The following is an 18,519-nucleotide window of genomic DNA, read 5'->3' as shown; positions in this document are numbered from 1 at the left end:
CGTATTCTTCCTCCACGTTCCTACCTCTGCATTTTCATACTTGTTTCATGCTTACAGTCTCATTCTATATTTGACATAAACTTACTATCCTTAAATAAAGATCAGAATACTGGTTGTAGAAACATTAGTTCTTTTCTCTTAAATGCGGATTATAAATTTATATCTATTTTCCCTGCATTTTTATTTTATACTTGTTATAGTGTAAGAACAATCTATTACCATTTTTCTCCGCTATAATCAGCCCTTTCTGTACAACACTATGTACCTTTTATTATAATCAAAACTTTCTAAACTACTATGCAAAATTTCTTTCCACTGTTTGCCATTCCTTATCTTTAAAAAGAAATGTCATCTTTCTATTTTTTAAGATCCTGTTCCCTTTCCTTTTGTACACATTCATAAAACAAAGACCATGCGTATTTAAAACCTGACCGGAATAAGAGCTCATCATTTCCTGAACAGTAATACAAAATATACTTCTCCAGCTTTCGATAATTTTCAATATCCAATTCCCCCTCCAGCCAATCTATATCAAAATCGTTAGACACTTCTATTCCAAACAAGCACTTATTCTCATGTAACCGCTCCACATCTGCAATAGACAGACCTGCCTTTCTCATGTTTTTTTAACAGTTTTAAAACTTTATCATTTGGATTATGGTGGTAACAATCCGATTCTCGCTATCAACGTGAAAACTGACCTTATGGCAATCTTCTCCTATAGCAGATATCTGTTTTCACATCCGGGAAGAATATTTATATCTTTATGGTATATTCTTCTTTATACTCTATTATGGATTTCGCCCTTATCCGGTTTCATACTTCTGCTTTGAAGAACAAAGCGGACAGGTCCGCAGGGGCTCCCTGAATTCCTCACTCATGAGGGACCTGGACACTTTGCTGCGCCATTTGCGGTGCGTCAGAGCATACGCAGTATGCTGAACGTATCGCGTTTTAGCACAATTGCGAAGCAATATTTTACCTCCTGTGCGAGTACCCTCGCTTCGCCGGGGCAGACCCTGCGCATATTATTTTTATTTTATAGGAAAGATACTTTTACGCGTTAGCGTGACAATGTCTTTCCTGTAGAAAAAAATAAGCCAGTCCACTTAAAGCAGGCTGACTTTTCAGGCAGGATGTACCTGCCATGTTTTCCCGAATTTTCAATTTATCCATATCTGTTCTTCCATTTCCATATCTTCTGTTTCGCTGTTTTTTAGCTGTTTCCGGAGAGCAGAATTCTGCCCTCCGGGAACAGTCCCAAAAGCATGGACGGGCATTCAGCATTCCAGCAGTTCCAACGTACATGTTCTGGCAATGGCCTGACGGATTTGAGCCCGAAGCGGCAGTACCGAAGCAGGCGATACGGAAAGCTCATCAATTCCAATGGCCAGAAAAGTTTCCAGCAATGACAGATCCGCCCCCAGTTCTCCGCAGATACCTATCCAGATACCTGCTTTATGTGCAGCATCTGCGGCAATCTTTAACGCCCTCAAAACCGCCGGATGATGGGGGTCAAAAAACTTGCCAAGGTCATTGGCCTGCCGGTCACATGCCAGGGTATACTGTGTCAGATCATTTGTCCCCACTGAAAAAAAGTCAACCTCTTTTGCCAGTTCCTCCGCAACCAGAATGGAAGCCGGCGTCTCAATCATGATACCAATTTCCGTGTCTTTCCGGTAGGGAACGCCTTCCGCGTCCAGTTCAGCCATTACTTTCTGGCATGCACGTTTGCATTCTTTCACTTCCCACACGGAGGTAATCATAGGGAACATAATTGCAACTTTCCCGTAAGCGGAGGCTCTGTACAGAGCGCGCAGCTGGGTACGGAATACTTCCGGCCGGTTCAGGCAGATGCGGATTGCACGCACGCCCAATGCAGGATTTTCCTCTTTCTGGAGTTCAAAATAATCCACCTGCTTATCAGCGCCAATGTCCAGGGTGCGGATGACCACTCTTTTGCCTTCCATAGCAGTAACCACTTCTTTATAAGCCTGGAACTGATCTTCCTCAGAAGGATAATCATCAGAAGCAAGATATAAAAACTCTGAACGGAACAGGCCGATTCCCTGGCCATCATTGGACAGGACAGCCGTTACGTCTTCCGGAGAGCCAATGTTGCAGTAAAGCATAATCTTCCTGCCATCCAGCGTCACATCCTCCTGCCCTTTCATAGTCTGCATCAGCTCTTTTATTTCCTGCTGTTTTTCGTATTTTGCCTAAAAGGCCGCCAGGGTAATATCATCCGGTTCAACTGCCACCTGTCCGGTTTCCCCGTCTATGTAGGCCATCCGTCCGCCCAGTTCCGTTTTCAGCGCGTCACCCAACCCTGAAATGGCGGGGATACCCATGGTACGTGCCAGAATAGCCGTATGGCTGTTGCCTGATCCGCCCTGTGTAATAAATCCAAGGATTTTACTTTTGTCAAGCTGGATTGTCTCAGACGGCGCCAGGTCATCAGCAGCCAGTATCACCGGCACTTCAGAATCAATGCCTCCCTCAACAACGCCCATAAGGTTATTGAGTATACGACGGGTTATATCTCTGATATCTGCAGCCCTTGCCTGCATATAGGCATCATCCATGGCAGCCAGCATGCCTGCAAATTTTTCACCGGCAATTTCCACTGCCCGTTCCGCAGTACACTTTTCCTCTGCCAGAGTGTCCATCATGCATTCCACATAATCCTCATCTTCCACAAACATGGCATGGGTTTCAAAGAGAAGTGCCGTCTCATCTCCTGTTTCCTCGCGGGCCTTTTCAGCCAGGGCATTCAGCTGAGCAATGGATTTTTCCTGAGCAGCGGTAATACGTGCCTTTTCCGTCTCAGGATCGGAAGCAGGAGCATCTGTAATTGTAATTCCCGGACGCTGAAAGAAACAGATCGGGCCGCTTGCAACTCCTTTTGAAACACCTTTTCCCTGTATTAAGATCATATTTTCCTCCTTATGTCACTTACAGATTATCCTTAAAGAACTGTTCCATAACAGCTGCGTTAGCCTCCTCGTCGCCTCCTTCCAGGATAACAGATACCGTATCGCCCTGCTTAATTCCCAGCCCCATGAGAGCCATAAGTTTGGAAGCTGTGGCAGAACTGCCTGTTGCTGTGACAATGGTGACAGTGCTGTCCAGCGCTTTTGCTGCCTTAGCCAGCATGCCGGCAGGACGTGCATGGATACCTACAGGATCGTTAATGGTGTACTCAAATTTTTTCATAATAATACTTCCTTTCTTAAAATATATTAATGTATAAATTACATTCTTTTTTATTCACAGGAGCATGAACACTCTTTTATATAAATCTGCCATGCCTGAAATCCGTTCATGGCCTCCGGAACCACAAATCCAAACTGCCTTAATGAAGCGCCGCTTATCACTTCGCCGGAAGCAAACCCGTGGGGCAGCCGTTTTCCGGGATATTTTTCTTCAAAATTTTCATTCAGGTAAAGCTGATAGTCTGCCTCATCCTTTAACCCCTGTACCTTTACCCTGACCGGCACAGGATTTGCCTGCACATGATGATATACTGCGCTGACCAGCGCCTCTCCACCGGACGGGTCCGCAATCTCCCATACGGTACATGTGCCTTCAAGGGGACTGGATATCCTGTAATAATCTCCGTGCTGTATCAAATCATAATGCTTTTTAAATACATCTGTCTGTTCCTTTATCTCCGCTTTTTCTTCCTGTGTCAGTTTATCAATGTCCAGTTCATAGCCGAATGTGCCTGCCATTGCCATGCACCCTTTGGTGGAAAGGGGCGTCACCCGTCCGGTCTGATGATTCGGAACCATGGAAACATGTGTTCCCATTACAGAAACCGGATAGCCAAAAGATGCGCCGTACTGAATACTCAGCCTCTCAATCGCATCTGTTGTATCACTGGCCCAGATCTGCGGCGTATAAAAGAGCATTCCGGCATCAAACCGCCCGCCTCCGCCGCTGCAGCTTTCAAACAGAATCTTCGGGAATCTTTCTGTCAGTTCCTCCAGCACCCTGTACAGCCCAAGCACATATCTGTGTGAAAATTCTCCCTGCCTGCTGCTATCCAGCATCCTGCTGAATTTATCACAGATTGCCCGGTTGCAATCCCATTTCACATAAGTAACGGGTATCCCATCCAGCAAATCGAAAATCTGCTCTATGATGTAGTCCTGCACATCCTTTCTGGAGAAATCCAGAATCAGCTGGCCTCTGCTCAGGCATGGCTTTCTGCCGGGTACCCCCACCGCCCAGTCCGGGTGGTTTCTGTACAGGTCGCTGTCCTCAGATATCCCTTCCGGCTCCAGCCAGATGCCAAACTGTATCCCTTCCGCTACAATTCGTTCTGCCAGTTCTTTTAATGTACAGCCAAGTTTCTTTTCATTGGGAACCCAGTCGCCCAGACTGGAATTGTCGTCTTCCCTTTTTCCAAACCAGCCGTCATCCATTACAAATAATTCAATTCCCAGTTTTTTTGCCTCTTTCGCAATGGCAATCAGTTTATCTCCGGTAAACTTAAAATAAGTTGCTTCCCAGTTATTAATCAAAATCGGCCGCCGCCTGTTTTTCCATTCTCCCCGGCAGATATGCTCCCGGATTACTTTATGAAAATTCCTGCTTACCCTGCCTGTGCCGCTCCCGCTGTGGGACATAATCACCTCAGGAAGCCAGAGCGTATCGCCGCTGCTTAAATTCCATGAAAAATTATCCGGATGAATCCCGCAGATCAGTCTGGTTCTGTCAATCTGATCTTTTTCCGCTTCTATCAGAAACTCTCCGCTGTAGACAAAGGAAAAACCATAACAGCTCCCCATCCTTTCATCCGAGCCTTTTTCACACAAAAGGACAAAAGGATTATACTGATGGCTGCTTGCTCCTCTGATGCTTCCGACAGCCTGTATGCCATGATGGATTTCCTCTCTTTGAAAGTTCATCTCCATGCAGTGCCTGCCATAAAAAGATACCATCTCAAAATCACCGTATTCCCAGTCAAGGTTCATACTGGCTGCTTTCTTTAAAATAATATCTTCGATTCCCCCATTTGTTATTTTTACCGCTCTGGTGATAATATCCAACTCTTCCAGTATCCCATAATAAAGCTCCACCTCCATACGGGAATATGAATCTTCCAGCCGGATAATCAGCGTTTCCGCCTCTTCATCTTCCGCATATACGGCCGGCAAACCTGGAATCCCATATTTTCCTTTCTGCACCTGATATCCGGTATAGCGCAAATCCGCCCCCTGGCTTCCGTCTCCGTTTTGCACTCTCAGGGAAGTTATCCTGTAATCTCCCGTACCGAAACTGCTGTATTCCTGTGGAAGGGAATCCATGGAATATGTCCTGTCACGCTTCCCCATTTCGTATGGATTACCTGAAAAACCTCTGTCTGTCTGAAAGAGCAAAAGAGATTTGTCACTGTTATCCGTTTTTTCACCATAATATGTATGGAGCAGGAGATTCCGGAAATCCGCCTTCATCTGATAGGTGGAATTTCTGGTATGCAATGTAAAAACCCCGCAGTTTTCATCAATGATGATGGCCAACTCTGCTTCCCCCTTTCATCTGTTCCAGATAACAAAAACCATAAGCCGGTACGGAAAAATCCTGCAGCACATGAGTCTCACCCGTCAGCATGTCTGTAAATTCACCCGGATCATGAGGAAATGTAACTTTCTTTTCCCACTCTGTGAAATTGAATACACCGATGATTTTCTGCCCCTGTGCATACCGTCCCACAGCCAGCAGCCCTTCGTCACCGGTATCCAGAGTCCACACATCTGCCTCAGTTCCAAAAGCCGGGGAGGTTCCCCGCAGTGCAACCAGTGCATTCATTCCGCAGAACACTTTCCCCTCAGGGGTTTCCAGATCGTGCATATGTTCTGCCTGTTCCCATCTCAGCCTGCCCCGGTGAAGATAACGGCTGTCATCTGCCTTTTTGGGATCTTCCTTATAACTGTAATCATTTACCTGCGCCAGTTCATCCCCGCTGTACAGCATGGGAATGCCGGTCTGCATGAACATCATGGCATGCAGTGTCAGGTCAAACTGTACCGCCCGTTCCATTGCCTCATGATCCTGCTCAAATCCCGCTTTTTCGATACCGCAAAGACTGGCTGTGGTACCGCAGAGCCTTGCATCCCCGCTGGTACTGTCATCATTGTAAAGCTCTCCTCTGCTGGTACTGTTACCTGCATATCCCTGAAAATAATCATTCAGATACCGCTTATGGAGTATTTCATCTGTACCGAAATTCCGGTGAAGCCAATCATAATCCAGCCCCCAGCCAATGTCATCATGGCAGCGGAGATAATTCAGAAACACATACTCTTTGGGCAGGGCATTTACCGTATCCAGCTGCCTGCGGAGCAGACGGGTATCCCTGGTGGCCACCGTATGCCATGTGGTGCACATGGTGGTCACATTGTACAGCAGATGGCACTCCGGTTTTTCTATACTGCCAAAGTAAGGCACTACCTTTACCGGTTCCATAACCACTTCTCCCAGCAGTATCACGCCTGGGCAGACAATCTCGCCTATCATCCGCATCATACGGACAATAGTATGAACCTGCGGGCGGTTGCGGCAGTCGGTCCCCAGTTCCTTCCATATGTACGGCACAGCGTCAATGCGAATCATATCAATGCCCTTATTTGCCAGGAAAAGATAATTATACATCATTTCATTGAATACCCTGGGATTCTGATAGTTTAAATCCCACTGATATGGATAAAATGAAGTCATTACATAGTGCCTGCAGTCATCCAGCCATGTGAAATTTCCCGGGGCAGTAGTGGGAAAAACCTGGGGTACGGTTTTCTCATATTCTGCCGGTATGGAGGGATCAGCAAAAAAGAAATACCGGCTCATGTACTCCCCTTCTCCCTGACGGGCTCTTTTTGCCCATTCATGGTCCTGGCTGGTATGGTTCATTACAAAGTCCATGCACAGGTTAATGCCTTTTTTATGGCAGAGTGCGGACAGTTTCTCCAGATCCTCCATTGTCCCCAGATCGGAACGCACTTTGCGGAAATCTGCCACCGCATAACCACCGTCGCTGCGGCCGGGCACCGTGTCCAGAAAAGGCATCAGATGGAGAAGATTTACGCCTGTCTGCTGAATGTAAGACAGCTTTTCCCTCAGCCCATTCAGATTCCCGGCAAAATTATCAATATACATCATCATCCCCGTAAGGGCGTTGGACTTATACCACTCCGGATCCGCTTCCCTCTCCAGATCCTGCTTTTTCAATGCCTCAGGACGATTCAGAGCAAATTCATACAGATTCTGGCACAGTTCTGCAAACATGGATTCATTGTCATAAAGTTCCATGTACAGCCACCGCAGCTCCTCTATATGGCGGTTCATACGTTCCTGGAACCGTGTTTCTTCTTTTTTCGCCATTCCTGCCACCTTCCTTCCTTAAATCAAATGTAATGTTTCAAAGGCACTGTAAAGACCATCTTCTGTCACTGACGGGCAGATCATGTCAGCAACCTTCTGCAGAGACGGACTTCCATTTGCCATACAAACGCCAGTTTCCGCAGCCTGAAGCATCTCCAGGTCATTCATGCTGTCTCCCACAGCAATTGTGTCTGTCCTGGGAATACCCAGAAATTCACACAGCCTTTCCACTGCCTTTCCTTTATTGAACGCCTTGCTGGCCAGTTCTCCATTCACAATTCCGCAGGCATCTTCATCCTGAATGCAGAAGTCAAATTCATCTTTCAGTACCTGCATTGGCTTTTTCAGACGCTCCGCTCCCCTGCTCATAAACGCCATACCATAAATAGGCTCACCATCGTATTCTGACATGGGATGGATGTCCAGTTCACTCTCAATCTGAATCCGCCACCGCAGTAACTCACTGTTTGCCTGGGATTGTGCATTCTCCGCAAGAAATTCCTTAAACCCCTCATCCGTATAACTGCAGTTTTTTCCTCCTATGGTGCGGTAAATGCCGCTCTCCTTAAAGACATCCAGTACCCTGGCCTGCTGCTCCGGGGTCATGGGGCAGTCATAAACCACCTGACCATTAAATTCAATATAGCCGCCGGCGCTGGCAATCAGCCCGTCAAATCCGTATTCCAGTACGGGAAAGAGCATTCCATAATTCCGGCCGGAACATAATACTACTATATGACCCTGTCCGCGGGCCTTACGGACTGCCTCTACCGCAGACCTGGGCGGGACATTTTTTCCAGGTTCCGTTAAAGTTCCATCAATATCTAAAAAAATCAGCTTCTGATTCATGATAACCTCCTTATGTACGCGCTTTCATTTTGATTATTATATATTCCATACACAACGGTGTCAATCCACCCTTTCTTTTTTTCTGTTTTTAACAAAACCAGATTTTAAAATTTGTAAAAAATGCTGAAATATTAATTTTTCCTTTCTTGTTATTGACAGTTTCGTCAATTACATGCTATTCTCACTCCAGAATGAACGCGTGTACATCATGCGCATTTTATCAGTACATTAAACAAAATATTTAAGGAGGAAGCTATGAATTACGATTATGCAAAGATAGCAAAAGAAGTTATTCAGGCCGTCGGCGGACCCGAAAATATCAAATCTGCCGCTCATTGTGCCACCCGCCTGCGTCTCATTGTCGCAGACCGTTCTTTGGCTGACGATGAAAAAGTCGGCGAAATTGATGCAGTGAAAGGTACCTTCTTCACAGCCGGACAGTATCAGATCATCTTTGGTACCGGACACGTCAACCGGGTCTATGAACAGATTACCCGGCTTGGCATTGCCGAAACCACTGCAAGCGAAGCGAAAGAGGCAAAAATGGATGGTAAAAATCAGGTGCAAAAAGCCATCCGTACTTTCGGAGATGTATTTGTTCCTGTTATCCCCGCCCTGGTAGCCACCGGTCTGTTCCTTGGTTTAAAGGGCGCTTTGCTTAATGACAACTTTCTGGCTTTATTCGGCATGACCAATGCGGATATCCCCCACACCTTCCAGGTTCTGGTAGATGTGCTTTCCGGTACGACCTTTGCTTTCCTGCCCGCCATTGTGTGCTGGTCTACGTTCCGTGTATTTGGCGGCTCTCCGGTTCTGGGGCTGATCCTTGGGCTGATGCTGGTAAACGGTTCTCTGCCAAACGCCTACTCTGTGGCAGACCCCTCCAGCGGCGTGACTCCCCTGATGCTCTTTGGCTTTATTCCCATCGTCGGTTATCAGGGCAGCATCCTTCCCGCCTTTGTGGCCGGCGTAATAGGAAGTAAACTGGAAAAGAAGCTGCGAAAGACAATCCCTGCAGTTTTTGACTTTATGCTCACACCTTTTCTGGTACTGTTTATTATGCTGATCCTTTCCCTGCTGGTCATCGGGCCTCTTCTCCATGCACTGGAAAATGTCCTGTTGGTCATTGTGGAATATGCACTGGAACTTCCCTTTGGTATCGGAGGCCTGGTAGTCGGCTTTTTCTGGTCTATTATTACCCTTACAGGCGTCCATCACATTTTCAATATGCTGGAAATCAGCCTGCTGGCCAGTACTGGCTTTAATCCCTTCAATGCAATTTTGTGTATGTGCGGATTTTCTTCTGCCGGAGTATGTCTTGCCATCTCCATAAAGGCCAGAAAGAAAGAAATCCGTGCCATCGGGCCCAGCGCCACCGTATCTGCCTTACTGGGTATCGGTGAACCTGCCCTGTTCGGTGTTATCCTGCGTTATGGTATGAAACCATTTCTCCTGAGCTGCTCTATTAATGGCGTAGCCGGAATGATTGCCATGCTGATGGGAATGAAAGGTACCGGTAACGGAATAACCACAATTCCCGGTACCCTGCTGTACATATATTCACCATCTCAGCTGGCGATCTATGTGATACTTGCCCTTGCCACTTTTGCAACTGCCTTCTGCCTGTGCTGGTTCTTTGCCGTGCCTCCTGAGGTCATGGAAGCCGACGCGCCTAAAGGCGAGAAAAAGGACGTTCCGCCTGCTCCGGCCGCTTTTCCGGATATCCTTGGGGCTGTGGCACAAGGGACTTTCGTACCCATGGCAGAAATTCCTGACCCAACATTTTCTCAGGGCGTTCTTGGAGAATGCTGCGGTGTCGAGCCGGAAACAGGCAAAGTTTTTTCTCCGATGGACGGTACCATCAGCCAGCTTGCCGACACCTTACATGCTGTAGGTATTGAAGCAGAAGGCGTAGAACTCCTCATCCATGTGGGCGTAGATACGGTAGAAATGAAAGGCGACGGCTTTAGGAGCCATGTCAGAGAAGGCCAGACTGTTAAAAAAGGCGATCTCCTGCTGACTATGGATCTGGAAAAGATTAAAGCAGCCGGCCATCCCGCCACCATTATGGTAGCAGTTACCAATTCTGATGATCTGGCCTCTGTTGAAGCAGTAGCATCCGGTCAGGTAAAGCCTGGTGACCAGCTGATGTGCCTGAAGGCATAAGAACAAAGGGGCTGTCGCTTTAATGAATGAAAACTCGTGAAGCGGCAGCATCCTTTTTGACTTTTTTATATCTATATTCACGCTATTCTATTAGAAAAGTTGTCCTGAAATAAAAAAGGACGCACTTTAACACGCCTATAAAACAAGGCGGAAAAACCTGAAAAAACTTTTTGACTTTTCAAAATTTATGCACTTTTTATAGGGAATAAATAGCTTCCTGTTCTTCCTTTTTGTATCTTATTATGAAGCTTGTTCACATTTCTTGCCATTGCAAGCAAAACACTTTCAGCAAGAACATTTGGTGTACCCCGGCTCAAATATCTTCGAAACTGCATGTCCTGTTTCAACTCGCCAAAAGAACCTTCCGCCTGGATGCTCCTGTTTGTACGGAGCAGAATCCCTTCCTCTGAGAGAATCCTCTCCAAATCCTTTTTTCGATACTTTAGAAATGTCTTTGCCACAGAAAGAACCTTATTGCGTTCTTCCATTGGCGTTTTGCAGTTATTTCCTTTGATGCAGTCCTTTTTGTAAGGGCAGCCTTTACATTCGCTACATTGATAAATACTTTTTTCGCTGACATACCCTGTTTTTGACTTTGAGCGGCGTACATATGCAAACGATAGTTTTTTCCCATTTCTGCAAGTGTAGGAATCACTCGTTTCATCATAATCCATATGTTCCATTCGTCCAATATCGTTTTTATATTTTCTCGTTTTCGATATTTCATAATTCGATGGCCTGATATATGCCAACTGCTGATTTTCATCTAAGAAAACGTAATTCTCTTCACTTTCATACCCTGCATCTGCGATGATCTTTTTATGCTTGAAGGACAGATATTCTCCGGCTTCTTTTAAAAATGGAATCAGCGTGGTGGCGTCTGTAGGTTGTGGCCCAACCGTTAGCCAGACGATGTATTCTGCATCTGCCCCATGCTGCAGGTTATATGCCGGTTTTAACTGTCCGTTGCCCATAGCATCTTCCTTCATGCGCATAAAAGTCGCATCCTGATCTGTTTTTGAAAAACTGTTTCTTTTTCCGCAGATATGCAGCTTTTGCGTATATCCTTTCAAACGCCCCAGGTAACCTTCCAGTGTTTCAATGCTCTTTTGCAGCGCAGATTTTCTCTTGCCTATTCCATGTACAAACGCAATGTTTTCCTCCTGTTTTAATGCATACAGTTTTTTGCGCAATCGTTTTACATGTTTCATTTTGACGGTATCTCCATGGACAATCCGAATCCCATAAAGCTGCTCACATTCGGCAATGAGGTCGGCGATTTTTACCAGCAGTTTTCCCTGGTTTCCTGTGACGGCCTTTTTCCAGACAAATGTATATTTATTGGCGCAAGCCTCGATTTTTGTTCCATCCATAAAAATCGTTTCCCCTGAGATTTCCCTGAGATCATAAAGAAGGTGGGACATTTCAGCGAGAATGCGTTTCGCGCATGGAGCAAAATGAATGCTACGAAACCGTGCAAAAGTGGCATGGTCAGGAACTGGCTTTCCTTCTAAAAGATACATAAAGTTAATATCCCGCTTACAGTTAAGCTCCATAGAGCGGGAGGAATAGTCACCATTCATGTATGAGTACAAAACAATCTTCAGCAGAGTTCTTGGAGAAAACGTATTTATTCTTTTGTAAGTAGAATATAAATCAGTTAAATCCATGGCCTCCACAAACTGACTCAGTAATCGCACAGAATCATCTACCGGAATGATTGTTTCTAAATTTAAGGGAAGTTTTAGTTGATATCCTTCCCCATTCAAAGTATAATTCTTGTGTAATGATATAAGGGTTTGCATACTTATATTTTACACCAACTGCCGGATTCTTTCGAGGTCTGGCAGTTATTTTTTGTATAGAAAAGGAGCTGCGCACTAATTACTTAGTGCGACAGCCCCTTCATTCTTGACAGCAGCGATAATCTGGAATAAAATATCCTGTATAACGTTGCGGACTGATAAAATTTACTGACAGATATTTATCCTGAACAACAGGAACCGCCCATGATCCCATGCACAAAGAAAGGAGGGATTGCCATGGTCAGTATGCAGGATATTGCCAATAAGGCAGGAGTTTCCAGAGTTACCGTCTCCAGAGTTCTTTCCAACCACCCTTCTGTCAAAGCAGAAACACGGCAAAAAGTTCTCCATTGGGTCAGGGAATTAGATTATGAACCGAATCTCATTGCCCAGAGCCTGGCAGGAAACCGGACGAACATCATCGGCCTGCTGGTCCCGGAAATTGCTTACCCTTTTTTCAGCGAAATTATAGAAGCCATAGAAAACCAGGCATTTTACGAAGGATACAGTGTGATTATCTGTAATACACACCGCAGTCTGGACAAGGAGAAAAACATTCTCGCCCAGCTGCGTCAGAGAAAAGTGGATGGTGTAATTGCAGTCCCGGTTTCTGCGCAACACAGTCTGCCTGCCTACCAGCGTCTGCAGGTTCCGGCAGTGATGATTACCAAGCGAATGGAGGGATTCAGCAGCGTATATATCTCCCATTTCGATGGCGGCCAGCAGATAGCCCGGCATTTTCTGAACATGGGGTTTCAGAAAATAGGATATATCGGTCCCACCAGAGAATCCACCTCCGCTCTGAAATACGCCGGGTTTCAGCAATATCTGGCTGCCAGCCAGATCAGCCTGTCCGATGTAATTGAATGCCCTGCACCGGAAAATATGAATGCCAGCCTGGTCTGTCAGCTGGTAAAGCAATACGCGGCTAATTCCGGCCTGCACTGTGAAGCATATCTGGCCAATGACGACATTACCGCCTGTGAAGCCATCACTGCTTTCCGTGAATTAGGTTATGCTGTTCCCCAGGATATTGCCATTGCCGGTTTTGATAATTCCTTTCTGGCCAAGGAAATCAGCCCCAAACTTACTGCTCTCGCCCAGCCGCTGGATGAGATCGGGAAAAAATCCGTAGAAATCCTTCTGGACCAGATAAACAACAGTGCCGAACCATGTATGTATGAACTGGAATCCCGTGTCATTGCCAGAGAATCCACCATCCGTTTTGTACAGACCGGCCATAAGACATTGGAAAGGGCAACATGAACAAGTCCCCTTTAACCCCCTGTTCTCACTTATGAGGAAAACCGGGGGTTTTTGTTTTGATTCTCTTTAAATCTGATACCAGATAATCTCATTTTCCTTTAATTTCAGGGAGAAGCTCTCTCCATTTCCTTTATAGACCAGGGTTTCCTGGGTTTCATAGGTATTATTTACCACACAGAATTTGCCATTTGCCGGATAAGCGTGAACCTCCACATTGAAGTTCGTGCTGAACCAGTGATGAAGGCGAGATTCCTCATGGGAACTCCACAGTACGGAGCGGTACAAAAGACGGCTGTTTTCAAAACTGTAAGGCAGGCCGCTGATGTAAACCGCCCGGCCTTTTCCAAATTCGTTTACTGCAAGCTGAACCTCTTTTTCCCGTTCCACAAGAATTTCTGTTCCTTCCAGAGCATAAATATTTTTCTGGCCTTCTCCAAAGTCAATATCTCCCTGACAGTCTTCCGTAATAAAATGACTGTGGCTTTCCCAGTTGTATTTGTCATAGCCCAGGGTGAATCCACGTTCCTCTTCCACGCCAAATACACCTGCAAGCTGGAAAAATCTGCCGTTGGCCTGATGGGCGGACGGCTCTCCCACGCCGATAATTCCGCCACCTTCGTATACAAATTTCTTAATGGCAGTCACTACTTCTTCATCACACCACCATTCGCCTCCGGTATGAGCGGTATCTGCCCCTCCCACATTAATCAGTACATCAATTTCTTTCAATACGTCAGGATTGTTTTTAATATCCTCAAAACTGAGAAAAGATACGTCAAAGGGCGCACCGGACAGCGCTTCAATGACCCCTGCATAAGAATAATTCTGCTTCTGGTACAGGGCATGATGCACCATATGGCAGCCCCAGGCGCGCATTTTACCCCAGCAGTTCAGTACAGCAACTTTTTTCACACAATAGGGCACACAGCCTTTTACATTTTCATACAGCACCCGGAATTCCTCGCAGACGCTTTCCACATAAGAAATAAATTCCGGGAACTCCAGAGCCAGCTTCAGATATCCGCCATAGCCTATCCGGTCAATGGGTTTTCTGAGAATGGCCCTTCGCGCTGTTACCCAGTTGACCTTCGCTTCCTTTACCGGGTCGCCGCCCTCACAGAAGGTATCCGGGAAGAAATAAGGCAACAGCCTTCCTTCCGTGTATTTTACCCCTTCTATGTCGCTGATGAGCCGCAGTGTGGAACCGTTTCCAACGCTTCCTACCACAGCGTCCACTCCAATAGAAGCGAATTCTTCCAGAAACGGCTCCGTACCAATCCAGTGATCTCCCAGAAACATCATGGCTTCCTTGCCGCATTCGTGGGTGATATCCACCATTTCCTTTGCAATTCTGGCCACTTCCCTGCGCTGGAACTCCTGGAAATCCTTAAATTCCCTGGTGGGAATCCGGTACTGTCCATTGTAATATCCCTGGTCTATAATGTATTCGGGACGGAATTTGTATCCTGCTTCCTGCTCAAACTGTTCCAGAATATAAGGGCTGACAGATGCGGAATATCCGTACCAGTCCACATATTTCTCTCTTGCCAGTTCATCAAAAATCAGTGTAAACTGGTGGAAAAAGGTGGTAAACCGCAGTACATTTACATAAGGGTGATCCTCGATAAATTTTCGCAGGCGTTTCATGGTGTACGCATGGGTTTTGGGCTGACGCACATCAAAGGTAATCTGATGTTCCACATCCTGCCATCCATTGGTCACCGCATTGTACATATGTACCGGATCCCAGATAATATAAGCCAGAAAGCTCACCGTATAATCATGGAATGGAATGGAATGAACCGTCACTTCCCCGGTACTCTCCTCATAACTCCACTGTTCCGGAAGCACTGGCTGTCCCGTTGTCCGGTCCATTACTTCCCACCAGCGTGTGATATCATCCCGGCTGTTTGGCTTTAACATATCCGGATACAGGCCTTTCATCAGAGGAATGTTCAGCCTGTCCCCTTCCGCCATATAAAAAGGCGTCATCACATACATCTGCTGCACTTCCTCGGGATTGGCTCTGGCCCAGTCATTATCTTTTCTTGTGGTGTAATAGGTGGAATAAATTTTCGCGTCCACCTGCTGCAGTTCCTGTGGGAAATCTGTCCCGTCACAGTCACGGACTGCGTCTGCTCCCCATTGCTCCATCAGCTCCAGTGTCTGTGGAATCACGTCCAAATCTGTTGGTATGGTAACACGTCCTTTTACTTTATCCATTTTTCTCTCCTTCTGTGGCAATAACTTTTCTTTTATACGTTCAGAATCTGTCTGTAAATCCGGTAATCTTCCTCCGTGTACACATCAAATATAATCCGTTCCAGATCAGAATTCTTTTCCAGATATTCTCTCACGGTCTTTACCGCAATCTCTGCAGCTTCCTTCTGGGGAAAATGAAATTCTCCTGTGGAAATACAGCAGAAAGCCACACTTTTCAGTCCTTTTTCAGCCGCAAGTTCCAGACATGAGCGGTAGCATCCCGCAAGCTGTTCACGGTGAATTTCTTTCAGGCTGCCGGAAACAATGGGGCCAACCGTATGCAGAATATAACTGCAGGGCAGATTGAAGGCCGGTGTAATCTTTGCTTTTCCTGTGGGTTCTTCATGGCCCTGTTCTTCCATGATTTCATGGCAGAGCAGGCGAAGCTGTATACCTGCGGCGCTGTGAATCACATTGTCAATACAGCCATGACAGGGTACGAAACATCCCCGCAGGGCACTGTTTGCCGCATTTACAATGGCGTCTGTTTTCAGGGTGGTAATGTCTCCTTTCCAGAGCGCCAGACGCCTGTTCCCCGGCACAGTGGGAAGTTCATCCCCGTCCACAACCCCTTTTACCCTGACCTCTTCCTGAAGGTATTCATCCTGTATTTTCAAAAGTACCGGATCCACCGGCTGAGGTTCACGGATATTCATCAGCGTCCGGAGCAATCGTTTCTGCTTCTCCGGATCCTCCGGGATTTCCATGCCTTTATAAGGAGAATCCTCCTGCAGTCTCTGAATCAAAAATACTAATTTTTCTCTGTGTGTCATTCTGACCTCCTGTTTTTTCAATATTAGGCGCCAACAGCAATATTTTCCTCATAACAACATTCCCCTGATAATATCAGCATATCATAATATTGAACCACAGAAACCGTAGCAGCGGTACAGATGGTATTTTCATAACTGTCCATTTCCTGAATCATACTATTTGCCCACTGAAAATTCAATACTTTTTTCCGATATTTCATCAAAAATACACACCGCCATATTTCATGTAAAATATCAAAAGCAAAATGTAAAGTCCGACAGTAAACAGGTATTATATCCACAGGATATATACCGTTTACTGTCGGACACACACATGCCAGAGCAATTTTTTATGTACTGTTACAGGGACAGCTTTTTATTACAGATATTCCGCAGTCCGTCCTTATGGGAAGTGACAATCAGAATGGTTCTGTTTTCTTCCACAAATCGCTCTATATTCTCCAGAATTATCCGTTCATTTTCCGCATCCAGTCCATTGGTAGCCTCGTCCATAATCAGAATCCTGGGCCTGCGTATTAATACTCTGGCCAGAGCCAGACGCTGTTTCTGCCCGCCGGAAAGATTTCCGCCGGATTCCTGTATCCAATAGTCCAGACCATGTGCCAGGGCAAATTCCTTTAGCTGTACCAGTTCCAGTATCTGAAGAATTTCCCTGTCTTCATACCGGCCGCCCAGGGCCACATTTTCCCGCAGAGTCCCTTCCAGAATCACAGGTTCCTGAAACTGTATTTTCAGAAGGTCAAACAGTTCTTCTTCCGGTATGGCGTGGGCGTCATGGCCGCAGATTTTTACCACACCTTCCGTCACCGGATAAAAGCCGCAGATTAACTTCAGCAGCGTGGTCTTTCCGGAACCGCTTTCTCCCTCTATAAATACTTTATCTCCGCTCTTCCAGGATGCATGGATATCGTTAAGGATATCCTGCTCTTTCCAGGCAAACCGCCGGATGTCCAGTTCCACCCTGGTTTCTTCCTCCGGAGCAATTCTTACTCCCTTCGTTGTTTCTTCCGGCGTGAGATATTCATAAATCCGGTCCGCAGCTCCCACACACCTCTGGGTACCGCGGTAAAAATCTGCCATATTATTCAGAGGTTCCACCAGCTTCTGGGTATACGTGTAAAACAGCAGAATACAGCCTACGGTAATTTCCCCTCTGTACAGAAACACGCTTCCCAGAAGAACCATAAACACCGGGAATATAATGGAAATCAGAGAATTCACACCATAGGAGCAGACATCCAGACGGATAATCCTTCTGGCAGCCTGGAAAAATTTCTCCCATATGTGGGAATAAAATCTTTTTTCAAAAAATTCTTTTTCGTTCAGAGTTTTGATTTCCAGCACCGCTCTGGTATCTTCTGTCAGGTGCTGGCTCAGATTGGCGGTTTCCTGGGAAAATGCCTGATAATTCTCCCTCATTTTCTTATTTATACGGTTGACTGCCAGGAAATACAGGGCGCCCACCAGAACCTCCACACTGCCCAGCAGAAGGTTTCGAGCCAGCAGCACGCCGGTAATGATGAAAATTTTTGTCATGTTCAGCACCAGCATCAGCACGCTGATTCCCGCCGATTCCGCAATCAGGGAACCATCATTCATCACTGCGGAAACAATATCTCCCGTGGTTTTCTCATCAAAAAATACCGCCCGCTTTTTCAGGAGCTTCCCGTACATCATGGTGCGCATCTGGTTCATCAGGGTATAACGGAACACATGCCATACCCGCATCTGATAGAGACCTGCTCCAAAGGCCAGAAGGCCTGTGAGCCCAATCCTGCCGAATTCTTTCATGACTTCCTGCCAGGGGGCTTTTGATACCACCAAATCCACAAATCCCTGTATCTGATACACAAAATACAGCTCCAGTACCGTGGAAAACATACAGAAAAACAGCAAATGCAGCTGTTTTCCTCTGAGGTTTCGGAACAGGCGGACCAGTTCCCGGTATTTTACTTTGTTTTCAGAATTCAATTAATACCTTCTCCTTTACCATTTCTTCAAATAATACTTTA

The 18,519-nt window shown here is 46.1% G+C and carries 11 protein-coding genes and 1 pseudogene; 2 read left to right on the top strand and 10 right to left on the bottom strand.

Annotated elements, in window-relative coordinates:
• Positions 1–1,280: 1,280 nt before the first annotated feature.
• The 5 genes and pseudogenes from ptsP to C805_RS23800 all read right to left on the bottom strand — a co-directional run bounded on the left by ptsP (position 1,281) and on the right by C805_RS23800 (position 8,235).
• Positions 1,281–2,936: pseudogene (ptsP, locus tag C805_RS23820) on the bottom strand (phosphoenolpyruvate--protein phosphotransferase).
• Between the two features lie 19 nt (positions 2,937–2,955).
• Positions 2,956–3,216, bottom strand: a complete 261-nt coding sequence (locus C805_RS23815) for an HPr family phosphocarrier protein (protein ID WP_016216609.1) — start codon at positions 3,214–3,216, stop codon at positions 2,956–2,958.
• 50 nt (positions 3,217–3,266) lie between these two features.
• Complete coding sequence (locus tag C805_RS23810) at positions 3,267–5,528, bottom strand: alpha-galactosidase (RefSeq protein ID WP_016216608.1); 2,262 nt, start codon at positions 5,526–5,528, stop codon at positions 3,267–3,269.
• Positions 5,512–7,386 (bottom strand): alpha-amylase family protein, encoded by a 1,875-nt coding sequence (locus tag C805_RS23805; RefSeq protein WP_016216607.1) that lies wholly within the window; start codon positions 7,384–7,386, stop codon positions 5,512–5,514. The genes C805_RS23810 and C805_RS23805 overlap by 17 nt, the downstream gene beginning before the upstream one ends.
• An 18-nt stretch (positions 7,387–7,404) precedes the next feature.
• Complete coding sequence (locus tag C805_RS23800; RefSeq protein WP_016216606.1) at positions 7,405–8,235, bottom strand: Cof-type HAD-IIB family hydrolase; 831 nt, start codon at positions 8,233–8,235, stop codon at positions 7,405–7,407.
• A 255-nt stretch (positions 8,236–8,490) separates the two neighbouring features.
• Here C805_RS23800 and C805_RS23795 point away from each other — a divergent pair, with 255 nt between their 5' ends.
• Positions 8,491–10,401 (top strand): PTS sucrose transporter subunit IIABC, encoded by a 1,911-nt coding sequence (locus C805_RS23795; protein WP_016216605.1) that lies wholly within the window; start codon positions 8,491–8,493, stop codon positions 10,399–10,401.
• 185 nt (positions 10,402–10,586) lie between these two features.
• Here the strand turns inward: C805_RS23795 and C805_RS23790 are convergent, their stop codons facing one another.
• Positions 10,587–12,206, bottom strand: a complete 1,620-nt coding sequence (locus C805_RS23790) for an IS1182 family transposase (RefSeq protein ID WP_016216244.1) — start codon at positions 12,204–12,206, stop codon at positions 10,587–10,589.
• Between the two features lie 237 nt (positions 12,207–12,443).
• On the opposite strand from C805_RS23790, the gene C805_RS23785 reads away from it, so the two are divergent.
• Positions 12,444–13,472, top strand: coding sequence for a LacI family DNA-binding transcriptional regulator (locus C805_RS23785; RefSeq protein ID WP_016216604.1), 1,029 nt, complete (start codon positions 12,444–12,446; stop codon positions 13,470–13,472).
• 66 nt (positions 13,473–13,538) lie between these two features.
• Here C805_RS23785 and gnpA read toward each other — a convergent pair whose 3' ends face one another.
• The 4 genes from gnpA to C805_RS23770 form a co-directional block, all read right to left on the bottom strand.
• Positions 13,539–15,695 (bottom strand): 1,3-beta-galactosyl-N-acetylhexosamine phosphorylase, encoded by a 2,157-nt coding sequence (gnpA, locus tag C805_RS23780; protein WP_016216603.1) that lies wholly within the window; start codon positions 15,693–15,695, stop codon positions 13,539–13,541.
• Between the two features lie 32 nt (positions 15,696–15,727).
• The gene (locus C805_RS23775) at positions 15,728–16,507 is read right to left on the bottom strand and encodes a protein-ADP-ribose hydrolase (RefSeq protein WP_016216602.1); all 780 of its coding nucleotides are present in this window, start codon (positions 16,505–16,507) and stop codon (positions 15,728–15,730) included.
• Between the two features lie 23 nt (positions 16,508–16,530).
• The gene (locus tag C805_RS26580; RefSeq protein ID WP_155957674.1) at positions 16,531–16,710 is read right to left on the bottom strand and encodes a hypothetical protein; all 180 of its coding nucleotides are present in this window, start codon (positions 16,708–16,710) and stop codon (positions 16,531–16,533) included.
• 136 nt (positions 16,711–16,846) lie between these two features.
• Positions 16,847–18,478 carry an ABC transporter ATP-binding protein gene (locus C805_RS23770; protein ID WP_016216600.1) on the bottom strand — a complete coding sequence of 544 codons (1,632 nt, stop codon included), beginning with the start codon at positions 18,476–18,478 and terminating at the stop codon, positions 16,847–16,849.
• Positions 18,479–18,519: the final 41 nt, after the last annotated feature.

Origin of the sequence: Eubacterium sp. 14-2 (assembly GCF_000403845.2) — a bacterium.
Classification (GTDB): domain Bacteria; phylum Bacillota; class Clostridia; order Lachnospirales; family Lachnospiraceae; genus Petralouisia.
The sequence above is the reverse complement of the archived record's forward strand: the minus strand, read 5'-3'. Positions and strand labels throughout refer to the sequence as shown.

Bases quoted from the DNA above. Each gene is read 5' to 3' on its own strand.
- C805_RS23795 (WP_016216605.1), top strand. From the start codon at position 8,491: ATGAATTACGATTATGCAAAGATAGCAAAAGAAGTTATTCAGGCCGTC.
- gnpA (WP_016216603.1), bottom strand. From the start codon at position 15,695: ATGGATAAAGTAAAAGGACGTGTTACCATACCAACAGATTTGGACGTG.
- C805_RS23800 (WP_016216606.1), bottom strand. From the start codon at position 8,235: ATGAATCAGAAGCTGATTTTTTTAGATATTGATGGAACTTTAACGGAA.
- C805_RS23805 (WP_016216607.1), bottom strand. From the start codon at position 7,386: ATGGCGAAAAAAGAAGAAACACGGTTCCAGGAACGTATGAACCGCCAT.
- C805_RS23790 (WP_016216244.1), bottom strand. From the start codon at position 12,206: ATGCAAACCCTTATATCATTACACAAGAATTATACTTTGAATGGGGAA.
- C805_RS23775 (WP_016216602.1), bottom strand. From the start codon at position 16,507: ATGACACACAGAGAAAAATTAGTATTTTTGATTCAGAGACTGCAGGAG.
- C805_RS23815 (WP_016216609.1), bottom strand. From the start codon at position 3,216: ATGAAAAAATTTGAGTACACCATTAACGATCCTGTAGGTATCCATGCA.
- C805_RS23785 (WP_016216604.1), top strand. From the start codon at position 12,444: ATGGTCAGTATGCAGGATATTGCCAATAAGGCAGGAGTTTCCAGAGTT.